Origin of the sequence: Nonomuraea sp. NPDC001831, assembly GCF_042892035.1 — a bacterium.
Lineage (GTDB): Bacteria > Actinomycetota > Actinomycetes > Streptosporangiales > Streptosporangiaceae > Nonomuraea.
The window spans coordinates 251,113-266,679 of record NZ_JBIATU010000013.1; the positions used below are offsets into that span (position 1 = coordinate 251,113).

Below are 15,567 nucleotides of genomic sequence, written 5' to 3' on the forward strand. Positions count from 1 at the left end.
CGGAGGCAATCTCAAGGAGGAGATCATGGGCCGCACACTGGCCGAGAAGGTCTGGGAGCAGCACGTCGTCCGCCGTGCGGAGGGCGAACCCGACCTGCTCTACATCGACCTGCACCTCATTCACGAGGTGACCAGTCCGCAGGCGTTCGACGGGCTCCGTCTCGCCGGCCGGAAGGTGCGCAGGCCCGATCTCACCATCGCCACCGAGGACCACAACGTCCCGACCGTGCTCGGCCCGATCTCCGACCCCGTCTCCAAGGCCCAGGTCGAGACGCTGCGCAAGAACGCCGCCGAGTTCGGCATCAGGCTGCACCCGATGGGCGACGCCGGCCAGGGCGTGGTGCACATCATCGGCCCGCAGTTCGGCCTGACCCAGCCGGGCATGACGATCGTGTGCGGTGACTCCCACACCTCCACCCACGGCGCCTTCGGCGGCATCGCGTTCGGCATCGGCACCTCCGAGGTCGAGCACGTGCTGGCCACCCAGACGCTGCCCGCCTACCGGCCGAAGACGATGGCCATCGAGGTCTCGGGCGAACTGCCCGCCGGCGTCACGGCCAAAGACCTGATCCTGGCGATCATCGCCAAGATCGGCACCGGCGGCGGCCAGGGCTACATCGTCGAGTACCGCGGCGAGGCCGTGCGCAAGCTCTCCATGGAGGGCCGCATGACCGTCTGCAACATGTCCATCGAGGCGGGCGCCCGCGCCGGCGTGATCGCCCCGGACGAGACCACGTTCGCCTACCTCAAGGGCCGCCCGCACGCCCCCGAGGGCGAGCTGTGGGACCAGGCCGTCGAGTACTGGAAGTCGCTGCGCACCGACGACGACGCCGTGTTCGACAAGGTCGTGGAGATCGACGCCTCGACGCTGACCCCGTACGTCACGTGGGGCACCAACCCCGGCCAGGGCCTGCCGCTGGGCGAGTCCGTGCCGAGCCCCGACAGCTTCGCCGACCCGGTCGAGCGCTCGGCCGCCGAGCGCGCGCTGGAGTACATGGGCCTGACAGCGGGCACGCCGCTGCGCGAGATCGAGGTCGACACCGTGTTCGTCGGCTCGTGCACCAACGGCCGCATCGAGGACCTGCGCTCGGCCGCCGAGATCCTGCGCGGCCGCCAGGTCCGCACCCGCACGCTGATCGTGCCCGGGTCGATGCTGGTCAAGCTCCAGGCCGAGCAGGAGGGCCTGCACGAGGTGTTCAAGGCCGCCGGCGCCGAGTGGCGCGAGGCCGGCTGCTCGATGTGCCTGGGCATGAACCCCGACACGCTCAAGCCCGGCGAGCGCAGCGCCTCCACCTCCAACCGCAACTTCGAGGGCCGCCAGGGCAAGGGCGGCCGCACCCACCTGGTGTCGCCGCAGGTCGCCGCCGCGACCGCGGTCACCGGCCGCCTGACCGCCCCCGCCGACCTGTAAGGGAGAACCAGACCGATGGACGCCTTCACCACCCACACCGGTACGGCGGTGCCGCTGCGCCGCAGCAACGTCGACACCGACCAGATCATCCCGGCCGTCTGGCTCAAGCAGGTCAGCCGCACCGGCTTCGAGAAGGGCCTGTTCGCCGCCTGGCGCGAGGACCCGACGTTCGTCCTGAACGACCCCTCCTACGAGGGCGGCTCGATCCTGGTCTCCGGCCCCGACTTCGGCACCGGCTCCTCCCGCGAGCACGCCGTGTGGGCCCTGCAGCAGTACGGCTTCCGCGCCGTGATCGCCGCCCGGTTCGGCGACATCTTCCGCAACAACTCCACCAAGATGGGCCTGCTGCCGGTCGTCCTGCCCGCCGAGAAGGTCGAGGCCCTGCAGGCGGCCGTCGAGGCCGACCCGAAGCTGCAGGTGACCGTCGACCTGCTGGAACGCCAGGTCCGCTGGGCCGATGAGGTCGTGCCGTTCGAGATCGACGACTACACCCGCTGGCGCCTCACCGAGGGCCTGGACGACATCGGCCTGACCCTGCGTCACGCCGACGACGTGGCCGCGTACGAGAATGGTCGGCAGCCATGGCTGCCGACGACCGTCTAGAGGACGACGAACTGGCGCGGCGGTTGCGCGAGGCGCACCGCCGCGTCCGCCTGCTCCCCGCCGCCGACAAGGAACGGGCGGCCCGCCGTTACCTGTCCATCTGCGATCTCGCCAAGCGCGATCCGGAAAGGGCGGCCGCCCGGCTCGACGCCTTTCTGGGCGCTCTCGACACGCCACGCGAGGGGGAAAACACGCAGGGTGATTGAGTTCCCCCGCGATCCCGCCTACTTTCGAGCGCGTAAGGGGTTTCTACGTCGAACTCGAGAGCTGGAACCCCGAGCCGTCACTGGGGGAGCAGGACTTTCATGAACAAGCGAGAGCTCGTCGACGCCATCACCGATCGGGTGGGCGACAAAAGGACGGCCACCGAGGCCGTCAACGCGGTCATCGAGGCCATCCAGAAGGCCGTGGCGAGCGGGGACAAGGTCTCCATCACGGGCTTCGGCGCGTTCGAGATGGTGAACAAGCCCGCCCGCACTGCCAGGAACCCGTCGACCGGCGCCGAGATCAAGGTCGCCGAGAGCTGGGCGCCCAAGTTCCGTCCCGGCTCCGAATTCAAGGACCTGGTGAACGAGGGCGGCAAGCAGGTCGGCAAGAAGAAATAGTCTCAGCGGACATCACGCCCGGGCGGCCCACGCCCGGGCGTTCGCTGTTTTCCGGGACCGCGTCGTCATTCGGGCGCGGGAATGGGGAACGTCGACAGCGTGATGTAGGTGATCTGCCCGCCGTCGGTCGCCAGGTTCACCCGCTGCCCCGTGCGCAGCAGCAGCAGCGGCCCCGCGTCGAAGGCGCGCGTGCCGAACTCCAGCACCGTCCCGTCGTCGAGGAAGACCGAGCCGGAACGGGTGACCTCGTCGAAGCTGCGTACCGTCGCCTGCACGCCCTCCAGCCTAAGCCGACCGCCGCCCGGCGGGCGAGAGGCGGCCCGCAGGATCACGCCCCCGGCCACAGGTCGGCGACCACCGCCGCCGTGTGCCGCCCCAGGCCCAGGGCGAGCGCCGCGCGCAGGTCGTCGGGGGTGTCCACGTCCCGCCGCAGCGAGTCGATGCCCGGCACGCACAGCTCCTTCGCGCCGCCGGCCAGGTGCCTGGCCCGCGACTCGCCGCCGAACCGCGGCGTGAACGGCCGCCCGGCCAGCACGCCGTAGAACGTCGTGCCGACCTCCTGGGCGTCCGGCACGAACGACTGGTCGAACTCGGCCGCCGCGGCCAGCGCCGTCGCCAGCTCCGCCGGTCGCAGGGCCGGCAGATCGGCCTGGAGCGCGCCCACCGCCTCGCCGGGCGCGACGCGTACGGCATGGGCCGCGCCCGTGCGCAGCGCGGTGTTGAGCCCGCGGTCGGGATCGTGCACCACCTGCGCGCCCAGCGCCCCCAGCGGCCCCGCCGCGGCCGGATCGGCGGTCACCACGATCACCCGCGCCACCGCCGGGCAGGCCAGCGCCGCGGCCACGGTGTCGCAGGCCACGGCCACGGCCAGCCGCGTACGGTGGGGACCCGTCGCGGCGGCCAGCCGGGTCTTCGCCGCGACCAGCGTCTTCACCGGAATGACCAGAGACCAGCGGTTGCTCATAGGCTTAAGCATCTCGCCTCGACATCCCACGCGGCCAACCGGGAGACTTGGGGCGCAAACCGTACGGGTTGGAGGAGATCATGAGCCGCCCCACGCGACCTTCGCGTTTCTGGGAGTCATTCGCCGTAGCGGTGGTGAAGCCGCTGTCGTGGCTCCTGGTCAAGAAGGACTGGCGCAACGGCGAGCGCCTTCCGCGCACCGGCGGCATCATCATCGCGGCCAACCACCTGTCCTGGAGCGATCCCGTCCTGCTGTCGCACTTCCTGTTCAACAACGGGCGCTGGCCGGTCATCCTGGCCAAGGCCGCGCTGTTCAAGGTGCCCTTCCTGGGCCGGGCGCTCAACGGCCTGCTGGTCATCCCGGTCGAGCGGGGCAGCAGCGAGGCGGCCAGGTCGCTCAGCTCGTCGGCCCAGCGGCTGCGCGACGGCGCGGCCATCCTGTTCTACCCCGAGGGCACCTGCACCCGCGATCCCGAGCTGTGGCCCATGGTGGGCAAGACCGGCGCCGCCCGGCTGGCGCTGGAGAGCGGCGCGCAGGTCATCCCCATCGCCCACTGGGGCGCCCACGAGCTGCTCCCGTACGGCGCCAAGAGGCCCAGGCTGTTCCCGCGCAAGACCTTCCACGTCACCGTCGGCCCGCCGGTCGACCTGTCCAAGTACGAGGGGCAGCCCCTGCGCGCGAGCGTGCTGCGCGAGGCGACCGCCGACATCATGGCGGCCATCACCGAGCAGCTGACCGAGCTGCGCGGCGAGAAGGCCCCGGAAACTCCCTACGATCCCGCCAGGCGGTGATGGCATGACAAAGGCAGCCGTTCTCGGCACGGGCTCGTGGGGCACCACGTTCGCCATGGTCCTCGCCGAGGCGGGCAACGAGGTCACGCTGTGGGGGCGCAGGCCGGAGCTGGTCGAGGCGATCGACAAGGACCACGCCAACCCCGACTACCTGCCCGGCGTGCGGCTGCCCGAGGCGCTGCGCGCCACCACCGACCCCGTGCGCGCGCTCGACGGCGCCGACTTCGTGGTGCTGGCCGTGCCCTCGCAGATGTTGCGGCCCAACCTGACCGCCTGGCGCGAGCACATCCCGCCGGACGCGGTCCTGGTCAGCCTCATGAAGGGCGTCGAGCTGGGCACGACCAAGCGCATGAGCGAGGTGATCCGCGAGGTCGCCGAGGTGCCCGAGGAGCGGGTCGCGGTGGTGTCCGGGCCCAACCTGGCCAAGGAGATCGCCCACCGCCAGCCCGCCGCCACGGTCGTCGCCTGCACCGACGAGTCGGTCGCCGAACGCCTCCAGGCCGCCTGCCACCTGCCGCCGTGGTTCCGGCCGTACACCAACACCGACGTGGTCGGGGTCGAGCTGGGCGGCGCGGTGAAGAACGTGATCGCGCTGGCCGTGGGCGTCTCGGCGGGCATGGGCATGGGCGACAACGTCAGCGCCATGCTCATCACCAGGGGCCTGGCCGAGATCTCCCGCCTGGGCGCCGCGCTCGGCGCCGACCCCCACACCTTCGCCGGGCTGGCCGGCATGGGCGACCTGGTGGCCACCTGCACCTCGCCGCTGTCGCGCAACCGCACCTTCGGCGAGAACCTGGGCCGCGGCATGACCCTCGCCGAGGTCGTCGCCGCCACCAAGCAGACCGCCGAGGGCGTGAAGTCCTGCGAGTCCGTCCTCGAACTGGCCAGGAAGCACGACGTCGAGATGCCGATCACCGAGGTGGTCGTCGGGGTCGTGCACGACGGCATGTCGCCGTCGGAGGCGGGCATGCTGCTCATGTCCCGCTCGCCCAAACCCGAACGGTACGGCTTGTGAATCCGGACGCCACCGCGTGCTCGACTCGCTGTCAGGGGGACACCCCGGTAGATTCGGACGTCATGAGCAAGCCACGCGTCGCCGTCGTTTTCGGAGGTCGCAATTCTGAGCATGCCGTGTCCCTCATGGGCGCGGGCAGCGTGCTGGATGTGATCGACAGGAGTAAGTACGAGGTGATCCCGGTCGGGATCGCCCAGGACGGCAGGTGGGTGCTCGCCGCGTCCGACCAGCGGTTCGCCATCGAGGGCGGGGAACTGCCCGCGGTCGACACCTCGGGAGCCGCGCTCGCGCTGCCCAGCGGCGGCGCCGGGCTGGTGGCCTACGACCCCGGGAGCATCCCGGTCGAGCTCGGCACGGTCGACGTCGTCTTCCCCGTCATGCACGGCCCGTTCGCCGAGGACGGCACCATCCAGGGCCTGCTGGAGATGGCCGGCGTCCGCTACGTCGGCTCCGGCGTGCTGGCCAGCGCCGTCGGCATGGACAAGGCCCACATGAAGACCGTGATGGCCGCCGCCGGGCTGCCGATCGGCCGTTACGTCGTCGTCCGCGACCGCGACTGGCGGCTCAACCGCGAGTGCGTGCTGAAGGAGGCCGAGGAGCTCGGCTTCCCGGTGTTCGTCAAGCCCGCCAGGGCCGGCTCCTCGCAGGGTATCTCCAAGGCCCACGACCGCGCCGAGCTGGAGGCGGCCGTCGAGTCGGCCCGGTTGCACGACCCCAAGGTGCTGATCGAGGCCGCGATCGAGGGCCGCGAGATCGAGTGCGCGGTGCTGGAGTCGCTCGGCGACGAGCCCGCCGCCGCGTCGATCCCGGGCGAGGTCAAGGTCGAGGGCGGCCAGGAGTTCTTCGACTTCGAGGCCAAGTACTACCCCGACCAGATGTCGCTCACCGTGCCCGCCGACATCCCGGCCGAGACCGCGGAGGAGCTGCGCGCGATGGCCGTGCGGGCCTTCGAGGCGCTCGACTGCGAGGGCCTGTCCAGGGTCGACTTCTTCTACACGCCCGACGGCCGGCTGGTCTTCAACGAGATCAACACGATGCCCGGGTTCACCTCGTTGTCGGTCGCGCCGCAGCTCTGGGCGGCCTCGGGGCTGCCCTACCCGCAGCTGGTCGACCGGCTGATCCAGCTCGCGCTGTCGCGCTCACCCGGACTGCGTTGACACGGCCCGCCCGATCGGCCCCGACAGCTCGGCCAGCACGTCGGACGCCGTGTGGTCGCCGCCGACCGTGACCTCCACGTACGTGGGCGCGGCCACCGCGGTGAACAGGATGGGCTTGTCCGGATCGGCGAACCAGCCCACCCCGTCGATCTCCTGGAGCTGGTCGGTCGGCGCCATCCGGGCAGGCCGCGGCACGCCGCAGCGCAACGCGATGGACGCCTCCCCCCAGACCGCCACGTACGGCGAGGCCGGCTCCGAGGTGCCGCGCTCGGCGCCGTCGAGCGTCTTGGGCAGCAGGGACGCGAGCCGGTCACAGGCCGCCGCCGCCTCCCCCGCAGGCTTGGGCGGATCGACCTGCACCACGCCGCCGCAGCCGGCGAGTGCGAGAAGAAGGAGCAGGACGGCGGCGGCGCGCATGGAACCCGGACCTCGAATGTGTCAGATATGAACGATCGGACACGTAAGAGTACGCGTGATCCCCTCCACCGCCTGAATCTGCGCCACGACGAGCTTGCCGAGCTCGTCGACGTTGCGCGCCTCAGCGCGGACGATCACGTCGTAGGGCCCCGTCACGTCTTCCGCCTGGGTGACCCCCGGAATTCCGGAGATCTCCTCGGCAACGGCGGCGGCCTTGCCGACCTCGGTCTGAATAAGGATGTAGGCCTGCACCATCACGTCCTCCCGGGCGATTGGATCACGCCGAAGGGCCACCGTACCCTGTGAGCGTCAGGAGGTGCGTCATCACAGTCGGAGATCTCGGCGAATTCGGTGTCGTCAATCGTATTGCCGGACGTCTGCCCCAGGGAGAGGGGGTCATGCTCGGCCCGGGTGACGACGCCGCCATGGTCGCCGCGCCCGACGGGCGGGTGGTCGTCTCGACCGATCTGCTGGTCGAGCGCAGGCACTTCCGGCTCGACTGGTCCGGCGGGCGCGACGTGGGCCGCAAGGCCGCCGCCCAGAACCTGGCCGACATCGCCGCCATGGGGGCCGTGCCGACGTCCATCGTGGTCGGGCTCGGCATCCCCGCCGAGCTGCCGGTGGCCTGGCTCGACGCGCTGACCGACGGGTTCCGCGAGGAGTGCGCGGTGGTCGGCGCGAGCGTGGTCGGCGGCGACATCACCCGGTCCGACCTGGTGGTCATCGGGGTGACCGCGCTGGGCGACCTGCGCGGGCGGGCGCCGGTGACGCGGTCCGGGGCGCGGCCGGGGCACGTGGTGGCCGTGGCCGGGCGGCTGGGGTACGCCGCCGCGGGGCTGGCGCTGCTGGCCGCCGGGGTCGCGGCGGGTTCCGGCGTGCTGGCGGAGGCGGTGACCGCCCACCGGCGGCCGTGCCCGCCGTACGCGGAGGGGCCGCGGGCGGCCGCGCTGGGCGCGAGCGCGATGCTCGACGTCAGCGACGGCCTGGTGCAGGACCTCGGGCACGTGGCCGCGGCCAGTGGCGTACGCGTCGAGCTCGATCCCGGGTCGTTCGCCGTGGGGGAGCCGGTGGCGGCGGCGGCCGGGGAGCTGGGGCAAGATCCGCTCGAATGGGTGCTCACGGGTGGCGAGGATCACGCGCTCGCCGCGGTCTTCCCTCCTGACGTACGGCTGCCGCCGTCGTGGCAGGTCGTGGGCCGGGTGGTCGAGGGCGAGGGGGTCCTGGTGCACGGCCGCCAGGTGGGACAGGGCGGCTGGGATCACTTTCGGTGATGACTTGTCCCGATTTACGTGAAATTTTGCCGGTTTAGGGTAGGACTAGCGGGATTGTTGTGACAAGGACGTAGTAAAGGTGTTATGAAGATTGGCGGCCACTGTAACCGCGAGAAAGGGCAGCCATGGGCCGCCACGGCACCGGTGGATCCGACGATGGGGATGAACGGGGGAACGGCAGCGCTTTCTGGGGTCCCGACGAGCCGGCCGAGGCGCCGGGCTGGCCGGCGTTGCCGGACCAGGTCGAGGTGACGGGGCAGTGGGCCCCGATGCCGCGCCGCGAGGACGGCCCGCCGCAGCGCGGCAGGCAGCCCGAGCCGTTCGAGACCACGGGTGCCTTCGCCGTGCCCGCCGACGCCGCCCCGAAGGTCCCGCCGTCCGACGCCCCCTCCGGCCCCTTTCCGCCGCCGAACGGCCCCCAGTTCTCCGGGTCCCCCTACCCTGAGCCCAACGGGGCCGGGCCGTTCGAGGTGACGGGCGCGTTCGCCCGTCCGGCCGACTGGGACGCCGTCGGCCCCTCTGCCCAGCCCGACGCCACGTCCGCCTTCGGGCCGCCGCCGAGCTTCGACGCCTCCGGCCGCACCACGGGCCCCTTCGACGCCCCCCGGCGCAACACCGGCCCGTTCGACGCGCAGGAACCGGGCGGCACGGCCAGGTTCGACGTGCCGGGCCCTGGCGGCACCGCCAGGTTCGACGTGCCGGAGTCCGGGAGCACCGCCAGGTTCGACGTGCCCGCCGGGTCCGACACCGCCTTCCACGGCAGGCCGCCGGAGCCCGGTGACGTGAAGGTGGCCGGGGAGCCGACCGCCGCGCACACGCCCGCCTGGGCGGAGGCCGAGACCGGCTTCCTGCGTTCGGGCTGGTCCTCCGACCAGGACCTCGACGACCTGGACGAGTCCGACGAGTCTCGTGGCCGTCGCCGCGGCGGCCGGCGCAAGTCGTCCGGCGGCGGCGGTGGCGACGACGACGGCCTGAACGCGCCCGCCGGCGGCGGCAGCGGCAAGGGCAGGGCCCGCATGGCGCTGCTGTCGGTCGCCGCCGTGGCCGTCGTGCTCGGCGGCACGGTCGCCGGGGTGAAGCTCATGAGCTCCTCCGGCGACTCCGGCAAGTGCGCGGGCGCGAGCTGCGCCGCCGTCCACACCAGCACCAGCCCCTCGACCGCCGCGGTCTCCGACCCCGGCACGGAGGAGGAAGAGCCCTCCGAGGAGCCGACGGAGGACGAGGAGTCGAGCACGCCCTCCGACGCCCCGACCACCACCGCCCCCACGGTCGGCAACCGCGCCCCGCGCCGCAGCACGGCCCCCACCCCCACGCCCACCAGGACGCGGACGAAGGCCTCGGCCAAGCCGACGCGGCAGCCGGAGCCGCCGCCCCAGGAGACGATCTCCGAGGCCCCGACCGACGACGGCACGCCGCTGGGCAACTCCGACACCGGCGTCGTCCCCACGGTGGGCAGCAGCCCCGCGCCCGCGGCCACCTCGACCTCCGGGAACGGCGGCAGCGGCGGCTCGGTCAACGTGCGGCAGACGGTCAAGCAGCGGCTCGCCTCGTACTCGGCCACGCTGCGCGTCACCAACCAGTCGCCGGCCCCGCTGGCGAACGCCACCTTCTCCGTCCCGGTCGAGGGCCGCGTCACGGGCGTGAACGGCGGCTCCTGGACCCAGGACGGCGACCTGCTGATCATCGACCTATCGGGCTCGCTGGCCGCCGGGGACTCGGTGGACGTGACGTACTCGGCGACGGGCAAGGCGCAGGAGCCCGGCGCGTGCGGGCTGGTCGGCGGGGAGTGCGCGATCGGCTGAGTGCCTGGCGAGTGCCGGTCGGGTGGTTGGATGGGGTTCATGACGACCCCTCCACGTGTGCTGACCGTCGCGGGCTCCGATTCCGGAGGCGGCGCGGGCATCCAGGCCGACCTGAAGACCATGATGGCGATGGGCGTGCACGGCATGAGCGTGATCGCCGCCGTCACGGCCCAGAACTCGCTGGGCGTCCAGGGCTACTGGGAGCTGCCGCCCGAGGCCGTGCGGGCGCAGCTCGACTCCGTGCTGGGCGACATCGGGGCGCAGGCCGTCAAGACCGGCATGCTGGCCTCGCCGGTGCTGGTGGAGACGGTGGCCGAGGTGCTGGGGGCCTATGACGCGCCGGTGGTGGTCGATCCCGTCGGGGTGTCCAAGCACGGCGACTCGCTGCTCGCCCCCGAGGCCGTCGACACGCTGCGGACGCGCCTGCTGCCCGTGGCCACGGTCGTGACGCCGAACCTGTGGGAGGTGGAGCAGCTCACGTCCGTCAAGGTCGAGGACGAGGACGATCTGCGCCGGGCCGCCGACGCCGTGCTCGCGCTGGGCCCGTCCTGGGCCCTCATCAAGGGCGGCCATCTGCCCGGCGCCCCCGTCGACCTCCTGACCGACGGCACGACCGAGCACCGCTTCGCCGCCGAACGCCTCGACAACCGGCACACCCACGGCACGGGCTGCACCCTCGCCTCGGCCCTGGCCTCCCGGCTCGCGCTCGGCGACGACGTCCCGACGGCCGTGGGGAGGGCCAAGGAGTACGTGACGGGCGCGATCGCCCGCGGCTTCCCCCTGGGCTCCGGCATCGGCCCGGTGGACCACGCCTGGCGCTGGCGCTGACCGAGCCTATGTGAGCCCGCCCCCCGAGCGGGGCGGCGGGCACGACGAAAGCCCGTCGCTCCCATGATCAGGAGCGACGGGCTTCGCGAAAGACGAGAACTAGCGGGTGACCTTGCCCGCCTTGATGCACGACGTGCACACGTTCAGCTTCTTCGGCGTGCCGCCGACGACCGCGCGGACCGTCTGGATGTTGGGGTTCCAACGACGACGGGTACGGCGGTGCGAGTGGGACACGTTGTTGCCGAAGGTCGGCCCCTTGCGGCAGACATCGCAGACGGAAGCCACGGTATCGCTCCTTAAAACAGTCGATGTAGCCCTGTCCGCTGATGCTTTCCGGGCGGAGGGCATGCCGGGACAACCGGCCAGCCAGACGAGAATATCTGATCCACACCATTGGGCGCGAACCAGAGCACTGGACGGTGGCCGGTGCGGGGATATTCTCCTCCAACAAGGTAGCGCATGCGGGGAGGTCGAAGGAGCGCAGATGAAGGCCCTCGACCCGCCCGCGGTGCGCCGCTGGGCCCGCCTGGCCGCCGACGCCCTCGGCCGGGCGAGACCGGAGATCGACGCACTCAACGTGTTCCCCGTGGCCGACGGCGACACCGGCACGAACCTGCACCTCACCATGCTGTCGGCGGCCGAGGCCGTCGAGTCCCTGCCCGACGACGTCGACGCGGCCGTGGTGTGGCAGACGCTCGCCTACGGGGCGCTGGTCGGGGCGCACGGCAACTCGGGGGTCATCGTCAGCCAGGCGCTGCGCGGGCTGGCCGAGGTGCTCAAGGACGGTTCCGACCTGCGGGCCGGCCTGCTCAGGGCGGCCACGCTGGCCAGGCAGGCCGTGGCCAGGCCGGTCGAGGGCACCGTGCTGACCGTGCTGGAGTCGGCCGCCCGGGCCGCCCAGGACGCCGACGGCGACGCGTGCGAGGTGGCGCGGCAGGCGGCGCGGGAGGCACGGGCGGCGGTGCGCCGCACGCCGGGGCAGCTCGACGTGCTGGCCCGCAGCGGGGTCGTGGACGCGGGCGGCGCGGGGGCGGCGATCGTGCTGGAGACCCTGGCCGCCGTGCTCACCGACTCCTACAGCGACCACTACGACGTGCCGGCGCCGACCGGGCGCGTCACGCCGATGACCGAGGTGGGCGCCGGCTACGAGGTGATGTACCTGCTGGACGCCGACGAGCGCGCGGTGGCCGGGCTTCGCGAGGAGCTCGACGCCATGGGCGAGTCGCTGGTCGTGGTGGGCGGCGAGGGCCTGTGGAACGTGCACGTGCACGTGGCCGACGCGGGGGCGGCCGTGGAGGCGGGGCTGCGGGCGGGGCGTCCGCACCGGGTCAGGATCACCTACCTGGCCGAGCGCACGCACCGGGGCGGGGCGGGCAGGGGCGTGGTGGCGGTGGCGGCCGGCGACGGGATCGCGGCCCTGTTCGAGGAGAGCGGCGCGGTCGTGGTGCGCCGCGATCCCGGCACCCGGCCCGCGCTCCCGGAGCTGCTGGCCGCGATCAGGCAGGCGGGCGCCGAGGTGGCCGTGCTGCCGAACGACGAGGGCGTGCTCGCGGTCGCCGTCGCGGCGGCGGAGATCGCCCGCGAGGACGGCGTGGTCGTCAGCGTCCTGCCGACCAGGGCGACCGTGCAGGGGTTGTCGGCGCTGGCCGTGCACGACCCGCTGCGCCGGTTCGACGACGACGTGGTCGCCATGACGGACGCCGCCGGCCACACCAGGTACGGACATCTGGCGGTGGCGGACAGGGAGGCGTTCACCAGCGCGGGCGTGTGCCGGCCGGGCGACGTGCTGGGCCTGATCGACGGGGACGTGGCGGTGATCGGCGGCGACCTGGAGCGCGTGGCCAGGCTGATCATCGACAGGATGGTGGCCGGCGGCGGCGAGCTGGTGACCCTGGTCACCGGCTCCGGCCTGCCCGAACGGCTGGCCGTCCGGCTGGAGGACCACCTGCGGCGCACGCGGCCGGACGTCGACCTGGTCGTCTACGACGGCGAGCAGGGCGGCTACCCGCTGCTGATCGGCGTCGAGTAGCGGCGCGGCCCCCTTCCGCGGGCGGCTCGGGGCCCGGCACGGGCCCGCTCCGGGGCCCGGTGCGGGATTCCTGTCGGCCGCAGGCGGTAGAACTGGATCCCGTGAGCCGTTTCGACGAGCCCCTGACCAAAGCGCTCGACCCGAAGACCGCCAAGCTGCTGCACAGCGTGCTCGGCCTGGAGACGGTCGGCGACCTGCTGCGCCACTACCCGCGCCGCTACGCCGAGCGCGGCGAGCTGACCTCGCTCGACGCGCTGGAGGTCGACGAGCACGTCACCGTGGTCGGCGAGGTGACCAGGCTGATGCGCAAGCCCATGCGCAACCGCGGCGGCACGTGGCTGGAGGCCGAGGTCGTCGACGGCAACGGCAACCGCATCTACCTGGCGTTCTTCGGCAAGGGCTCCCACGTGGCCGAGTCGCGGCTCAAGCCAGGGCGGCGCGGCATGTTCGCCGGCAAGGTGGGCCTGTTCGGGGCGCGCTCCAAGCCGCGCTGGCAGCTCTCGCACCCCGAGTTCGAGCTGTTCGAGGAGGAGGCCGAGGCGAGCGCCGAGGAGTTCGCGTCCGCGCCTGTCCCGATCTACCCGGCGGGCAAGGACGTGACGCCGTGGGCGATCCGCCGGGCGGTCGGCGTGGTGCTCGACACGCTGGGCCCGCTCGACGACCCGCTGCCCGCCGACCTGCGGGCCAGGCACGGCCTCCAGCCGCTCGCCGACGCGCTGATGGCCATCCACCGGCCCAAAGACCTCGCCGAGGTGGGCCGGGCGCGCAAGCGGCTGAAGTTCGACGAGGCGTTCGTGCTGCAGGCGGTGCTGCTCCAGCGCCGCCAGGCGGCCACGGCCTGGCCGGCCAAGCCGCGTCCGAGGCGCTCCGACGGCATGCTGGCCGACTTCGACGGGCGGCTGCCGTTCTCGCTCACCGAGGGGCAGGCGCAGGTGGGGGAGGAGATCGCGGCCGACCTGGCGCTGGAGCACCCGATGCACCGGCTGCTGCAGGGCGAGGTGGGCGCGGGCAAGACCGTCGTGGCGCTGCGCGCGATGCTCCAGGTCGTCGACGCGGGCGGCCAGGCCGCGCTGCTGGCCCCGACGGAGGTGCTGGCCCAGCAGCACCACCGCTCGATCACCAACATGCTGGGCGAGCTGGCCCAGGGCGGCATGTTCGGCGGCACGGCAGTCACGCTGCTGACGGGCTCGATGGGCGCGGCCGCGCGGCGCGCGGCGCTGCTCGACGCGGCCTCGGGCACGGCGGGCATCGTGGTCGGCACGCACGCCCTGCTCCAGGAGCACGTGCAGTTCGCCGACCTGGGGCTGGTCGTGGTCGACGAGCAGCACCGCTTCGGCGTGGAGCAGCGTGACGCGTTGCGCGAGAAGGCGGGCGGGGGCCGTCCGCACGTGCTGGTGATGACCGCGACCCCGATCCCGCGCACGGTCGCCATGACGGTCTTCGGCGACCTTGAGGTCTCGACGCTGTCGCAGCTCCCGTCGGGGCGCGCGCCCATCACCACGCACGTCGTGCCGGCCGCCGAGAAGCCCCACTATCTCGAACGCACCTGGCAGCGGGTGCGCGAGGAGGTGGAGCTGGGCAGGCAGGCGTACATCGTGTGCCCGCGGATCGGCGACCTGGAGGGCGACGAGGGCGACCTGGCGGCGACCGGGGGCGACGACGACCGCCGTCCGCCGCTGGCCGTGCTGGAGGTCGCCGAGCTGCTCACCCAGGGCCCGTTCCAGGACCTGCGGGTCGGCACCCTGCACGGCAAGCTCCCGCCGGAGGAGAAGGACGCGATCATGCGGTCCTTCACCAGGGGCGAGCTCGACGTGCTGATCGCCACCACCGTCATCGAGGTGGGCGTCGACGTGCCCAACTCCTCGGTGATGATCATCATGGACGCCGACCGGTTCGGCGTCTCCCAGCTCCACCAGCTGCGCGGGCGGGTGGGCCGGGGCGGCCTGCCCGGCCTGTGCCTGCTGGTCTCCGACTTCCCCGAGGGCACCCCGGCCCGCGCCCGCCTCGACGCGGTGGCCGCCACGCTCGACGGCTTCGAGCTGTCCCGCGTCGACCTGGAGCAGCGCCGCGAGGGCGACGTCCTGGGGGCGGCCCAGTCGGGCAAGCGCAGCTCGCTGAAGCTCCTGCAGCTCCTGAGAGACGAAGACGTCATCGCAACAGCGCGGGACGAAGCCGCAAAGCTCCTGTCGGACGACCCCGAACTGGCCCACCATGAGGGCTTGCGCGCCGAGATAGCCCGCCTTCTGGAGGACGAGAAGGCGGAGTACTTGGAGAAGACGTGAAGGCCCGGGAGAACCACGGAGCCGGTCAACGAAGGCTCGCGTGACGGCGGCGAGCCGGTGAAGGGTCAGAGGCCGTCACATGGAGGGCCATCAGCCGAAGCAAGGCGGGTGGGAAGACCACGCGAAGCCGTAAAAGAAGAAGAAGTCAAAGGCCCAGCCGCGGGGACGGCCTCCCCCCGAATGCCGTCCCCGGCTGGGCCCACCCTCGGGTCAGGTGCCGAGGGAACCGGCGTGCGGAAGGGCTCACGATCACGCCGGTCGGCCTTCATGTGGGTCACCTTGAAGGCCGCAGACTCATCATGCGGGCCGATCCGGCCGATGTGAATCACCCTTGCGCAGTCGAGGCCGACACTTGTCCACTCTTGACCTGGGCGAACATGCGGAACAATGGG

17 protein-coding genes are annotated in these 15,567 nt (G+C 72.5%); 12 read left to right on the plus strand and 5 right to left on the minus strand.

Features of this window, described 5'->3' with window-relative positions; translation table 11 throughout:
• Positions 1-25: 25 nt before the first annotated feature.
• From leuC to ACFYYW_RS35080, 4 genes are all read left to right on the plus strand, one after another.
• Positions 26-1,411, plus strand: a complete 1,386-nt coding sequence (gene leuC, locus ACFYYW_RS35065; protein ID WP_352319072.1) for a 3-isopropylmalate dehydratase large subunit — start codon at positions 26-28, stop codon at positions 1,409-1,411.
• A gap of 15 nt (positions 1,412-1,426) precedes the next feature.
• Positions 1,427-2,014: a 3-isopropylmalate dehydratase small subunit gene (gene leuD, locus ACFYYW_RS35070; RefSeq protein ID WP_352352163.1), complete on the plus strand. Its 588-nt coding sequence runs from the start codon at positions 1,427-1,429 to the stop codon at positions 2,012-2,014.
• A complete protein-coding gene (locus ACFYYW_RS35075) occupies positions 1,993-2,220 on the plus strand; it encodes a hypothetical protein (protein WP_364391513.1) in 228 nt (75 codons plus the stop codon). The genes leuD and ACFYYW_RS35075 overlap by 22 nt, the downstream gene beginning before the upstream one ends.
• Before the next feature lie 99 nt (positions 2,221-2,319).
• Positions 2,320-2,619, plus strand: a complete 300-nt coding sequence (locus tag ACFYYW_RS35080; RefSeq protein WP_125637152.1) for an HU family DNA-binding protein — start codon at positions 2,320-2,322, stop codon at positions 2,617-2,619.
• 65 nt (positions 2,620-2,684) lie between these two features.
• Here ACFYYW_RS35080 and ACFYYW_RS35085 read toward each other — a convergent pair whose 3' ends face one another.
• Both ACFYYW_RS35085 and cofC read right to left on the minus strand, forming a co-directional pair.
• Complete coding sequence (locus tag ACFYYW_RS35085) at positions 2,685-2,894, minus strand: hypothetical protein (RefSeq protein ID WP_352324833.1); 210 nt, start codon at positions 2,892-2,894, stop codon at positions 2,685-2,687.
• A gap of 53 nt (positions 2,895-2,947) precedes the next feature.
• On the minus strand, positions 2,948-3,583 hold the full coding sequence (cofC, locus tag ACFYYW_RS35090) for a 2-phospho-L-lactate guanylyltransferase (RefSeq protein ID WP_352324832.1): 636 nt from the start codon (positions 3,581-3,583) through the stop codon (positions 2,948-2,950).
• Positions 3,584-3,717: 134 nt separating this feature from the next.
• On the opposite strand from cofC, the gene ACFYYW_RS35095 reads away from it, so the two are divergent.
• The 3 genes from ACFYYW_RS35095 to ACFYYW_RS35105 all read left to right on the plus strand — a co-directional run bounded on the left by ACFYYW_RS35095 (position 3,718) and on the right by ACFYYW_RS35105 (position 6,546).
• Positions 3,718-4,374, plus strand: coding sequence for a lysophospholipid acyltransferase family protein (locus ACFYYW_RS35095; protein WP_352324831.1), 657 nt, complete (start codon positions 3,718-3,720; stop codon positions 4,372-4,374).
• Between the two features lie 4 nt (positions 4,375-4,378).
• Entirely contained in the window at positions 4,379-5,389 is a 1,011-nt protein-coding gene (locus tag ACFYYW_RS35100) for an NAD(P)H-dependent glycerol-3-phosphate dehydrogenase (RefSeq protein ID WP_352324830.1), read from the plus strand.
• 62 nt (positions 5,390-5,451) lie between these two features.
• Positions 5,452-6,546, plus strand: a complete 1,095-nt coding sequence (locus ACFYYW_RS35105) for a D-alanine--D-alanine ligase family protein (protein ID WP_387655309.1) — start codon at positions 5,452-5,454, stop codon at positions 6,544-6,546.
• On the opposite strand, the gene ACFYYW_RS35110 is transcribed toward ACFYYW_RS35105, so the two are convergent.
• Positions 6,529-6,963: a DUF3515 domain-containing protein gene (locus ACFYYW_RS35110; protein WP_352324828.1), complete on the minus strand. Its 435-nt coding sequence runs from the start codon at positions 6,961-6,963 to the stop codon at positions 6,529-6,531. The genes ACFYYW_RS35105 and ACFYYW_RS35110 overlap by 18 nt on opposite strands.
• A gap of 21 nt (positions 6,964-6,984) precedes the next feature.
• Positions 6,985-7,218, minus strand: coding sequence for an Lrp/AsnC family transcriptional regulator (locus tag ACFYYW_RS35115; protein ID WP_125637145.1), 234 nt, complete (start codon positions 7,216-7,218; stop codon positions 6,985-6,987).
• A gap of 47 nt (positions 7,219-7,265) precedes the next feature.
• Here ACFYYW_RS35115 and ACFYYW_RS35120 point away from each other — a divergent pair, with 47 nt between their 5' ends.
• The 3 genes from ACFYYW_RS35120 (at position 7,266) to thiD (ending at position 10,864) form a co-directional block, all read left to right on the plus strand.
• Complete coding sequence (locus tag ACFYYW_RS35120) at positions 7,266-8,234, plus strand: thiamine-phosphate kinase (protein ID WP_352324827.1); 969 nt, start codon at positions 7,266-7,268, stop codon at positions 8,232-8,234.
• A 230-nt stretch (positions 8,235-8,464) separates the two neighbouring features.
• Complete coding sequence (locus ACFYYW_RS35125; protein WP_387655313.1) at positions 8,465-10,036, plus strand: hypothetical protein; 1,572 nt, start codon at positions 8,465-8,467, stop codon at positions 10,034-10,036.
• A gap of 30 nt (positions 10,037-10,066) precedes the next feature.
• Positions 10,067-10,864: a bifunctional hydroxymethylpyrimidine kinase/phosphomethylpyrimidine kinase gene (gene thiD, locus ACFYYW_RS35130; protein ID WP_364412631.1), complete on the plus strand. Its 798-nt coding sequence runs from the start codon at positions 10,067-10,069 to the stop codon at positions 10,862-10,864.
• 99 nt (positions 10,865-10,963) lie between these two features.
• Here the strand turns inward: thiD and rpmB are convergent, their stop codons facing one another.
• A complete protein-coding gene (rpmB, locus tag ACFYYW_RS35135) occupies positions 10,964-11,149 on the minus strand; it encodes a 50S ribosomal protein L28 (protein ID WP_043618345.1) in 186 nt (61 codons plus the stop codon).
• Between the two features lie 199 nt (positions 11,150-11,348).
• On the opposite strand from rpmB, the gene ACFYYW_RS35140 reads away from it, so the two are divergent.
• Both ACFYYW_RS35140 and recG read left to right on the plus strand, forming a co-directional pair.
• Entirely contained in the window at positions 11,349-12,893 is a 1,545-nt protein-coding gene (locus ACFYYW_RS35140; RefSeq protein ID WP_387655317.1) for a DAK2 domain-containing protein, read from the plus strand.
• A 101-nt stretch (positions 12,894-12,994) separates the two neighbouring features.
• Positions 12,995-15,175: an ATP-dependent DNA helicase RecG gene (gene recG, locus ACFYYW_RS35145; protein WP_387655320.1), complete on the plus strand. Its 2,181-nt coding sequence runs from the start codon at positions 12,995-12,997 to the stop codon at positions 15,173-15,175.
• Positions 15,176-15,567 lie beyond the last annotated feature (392 nt).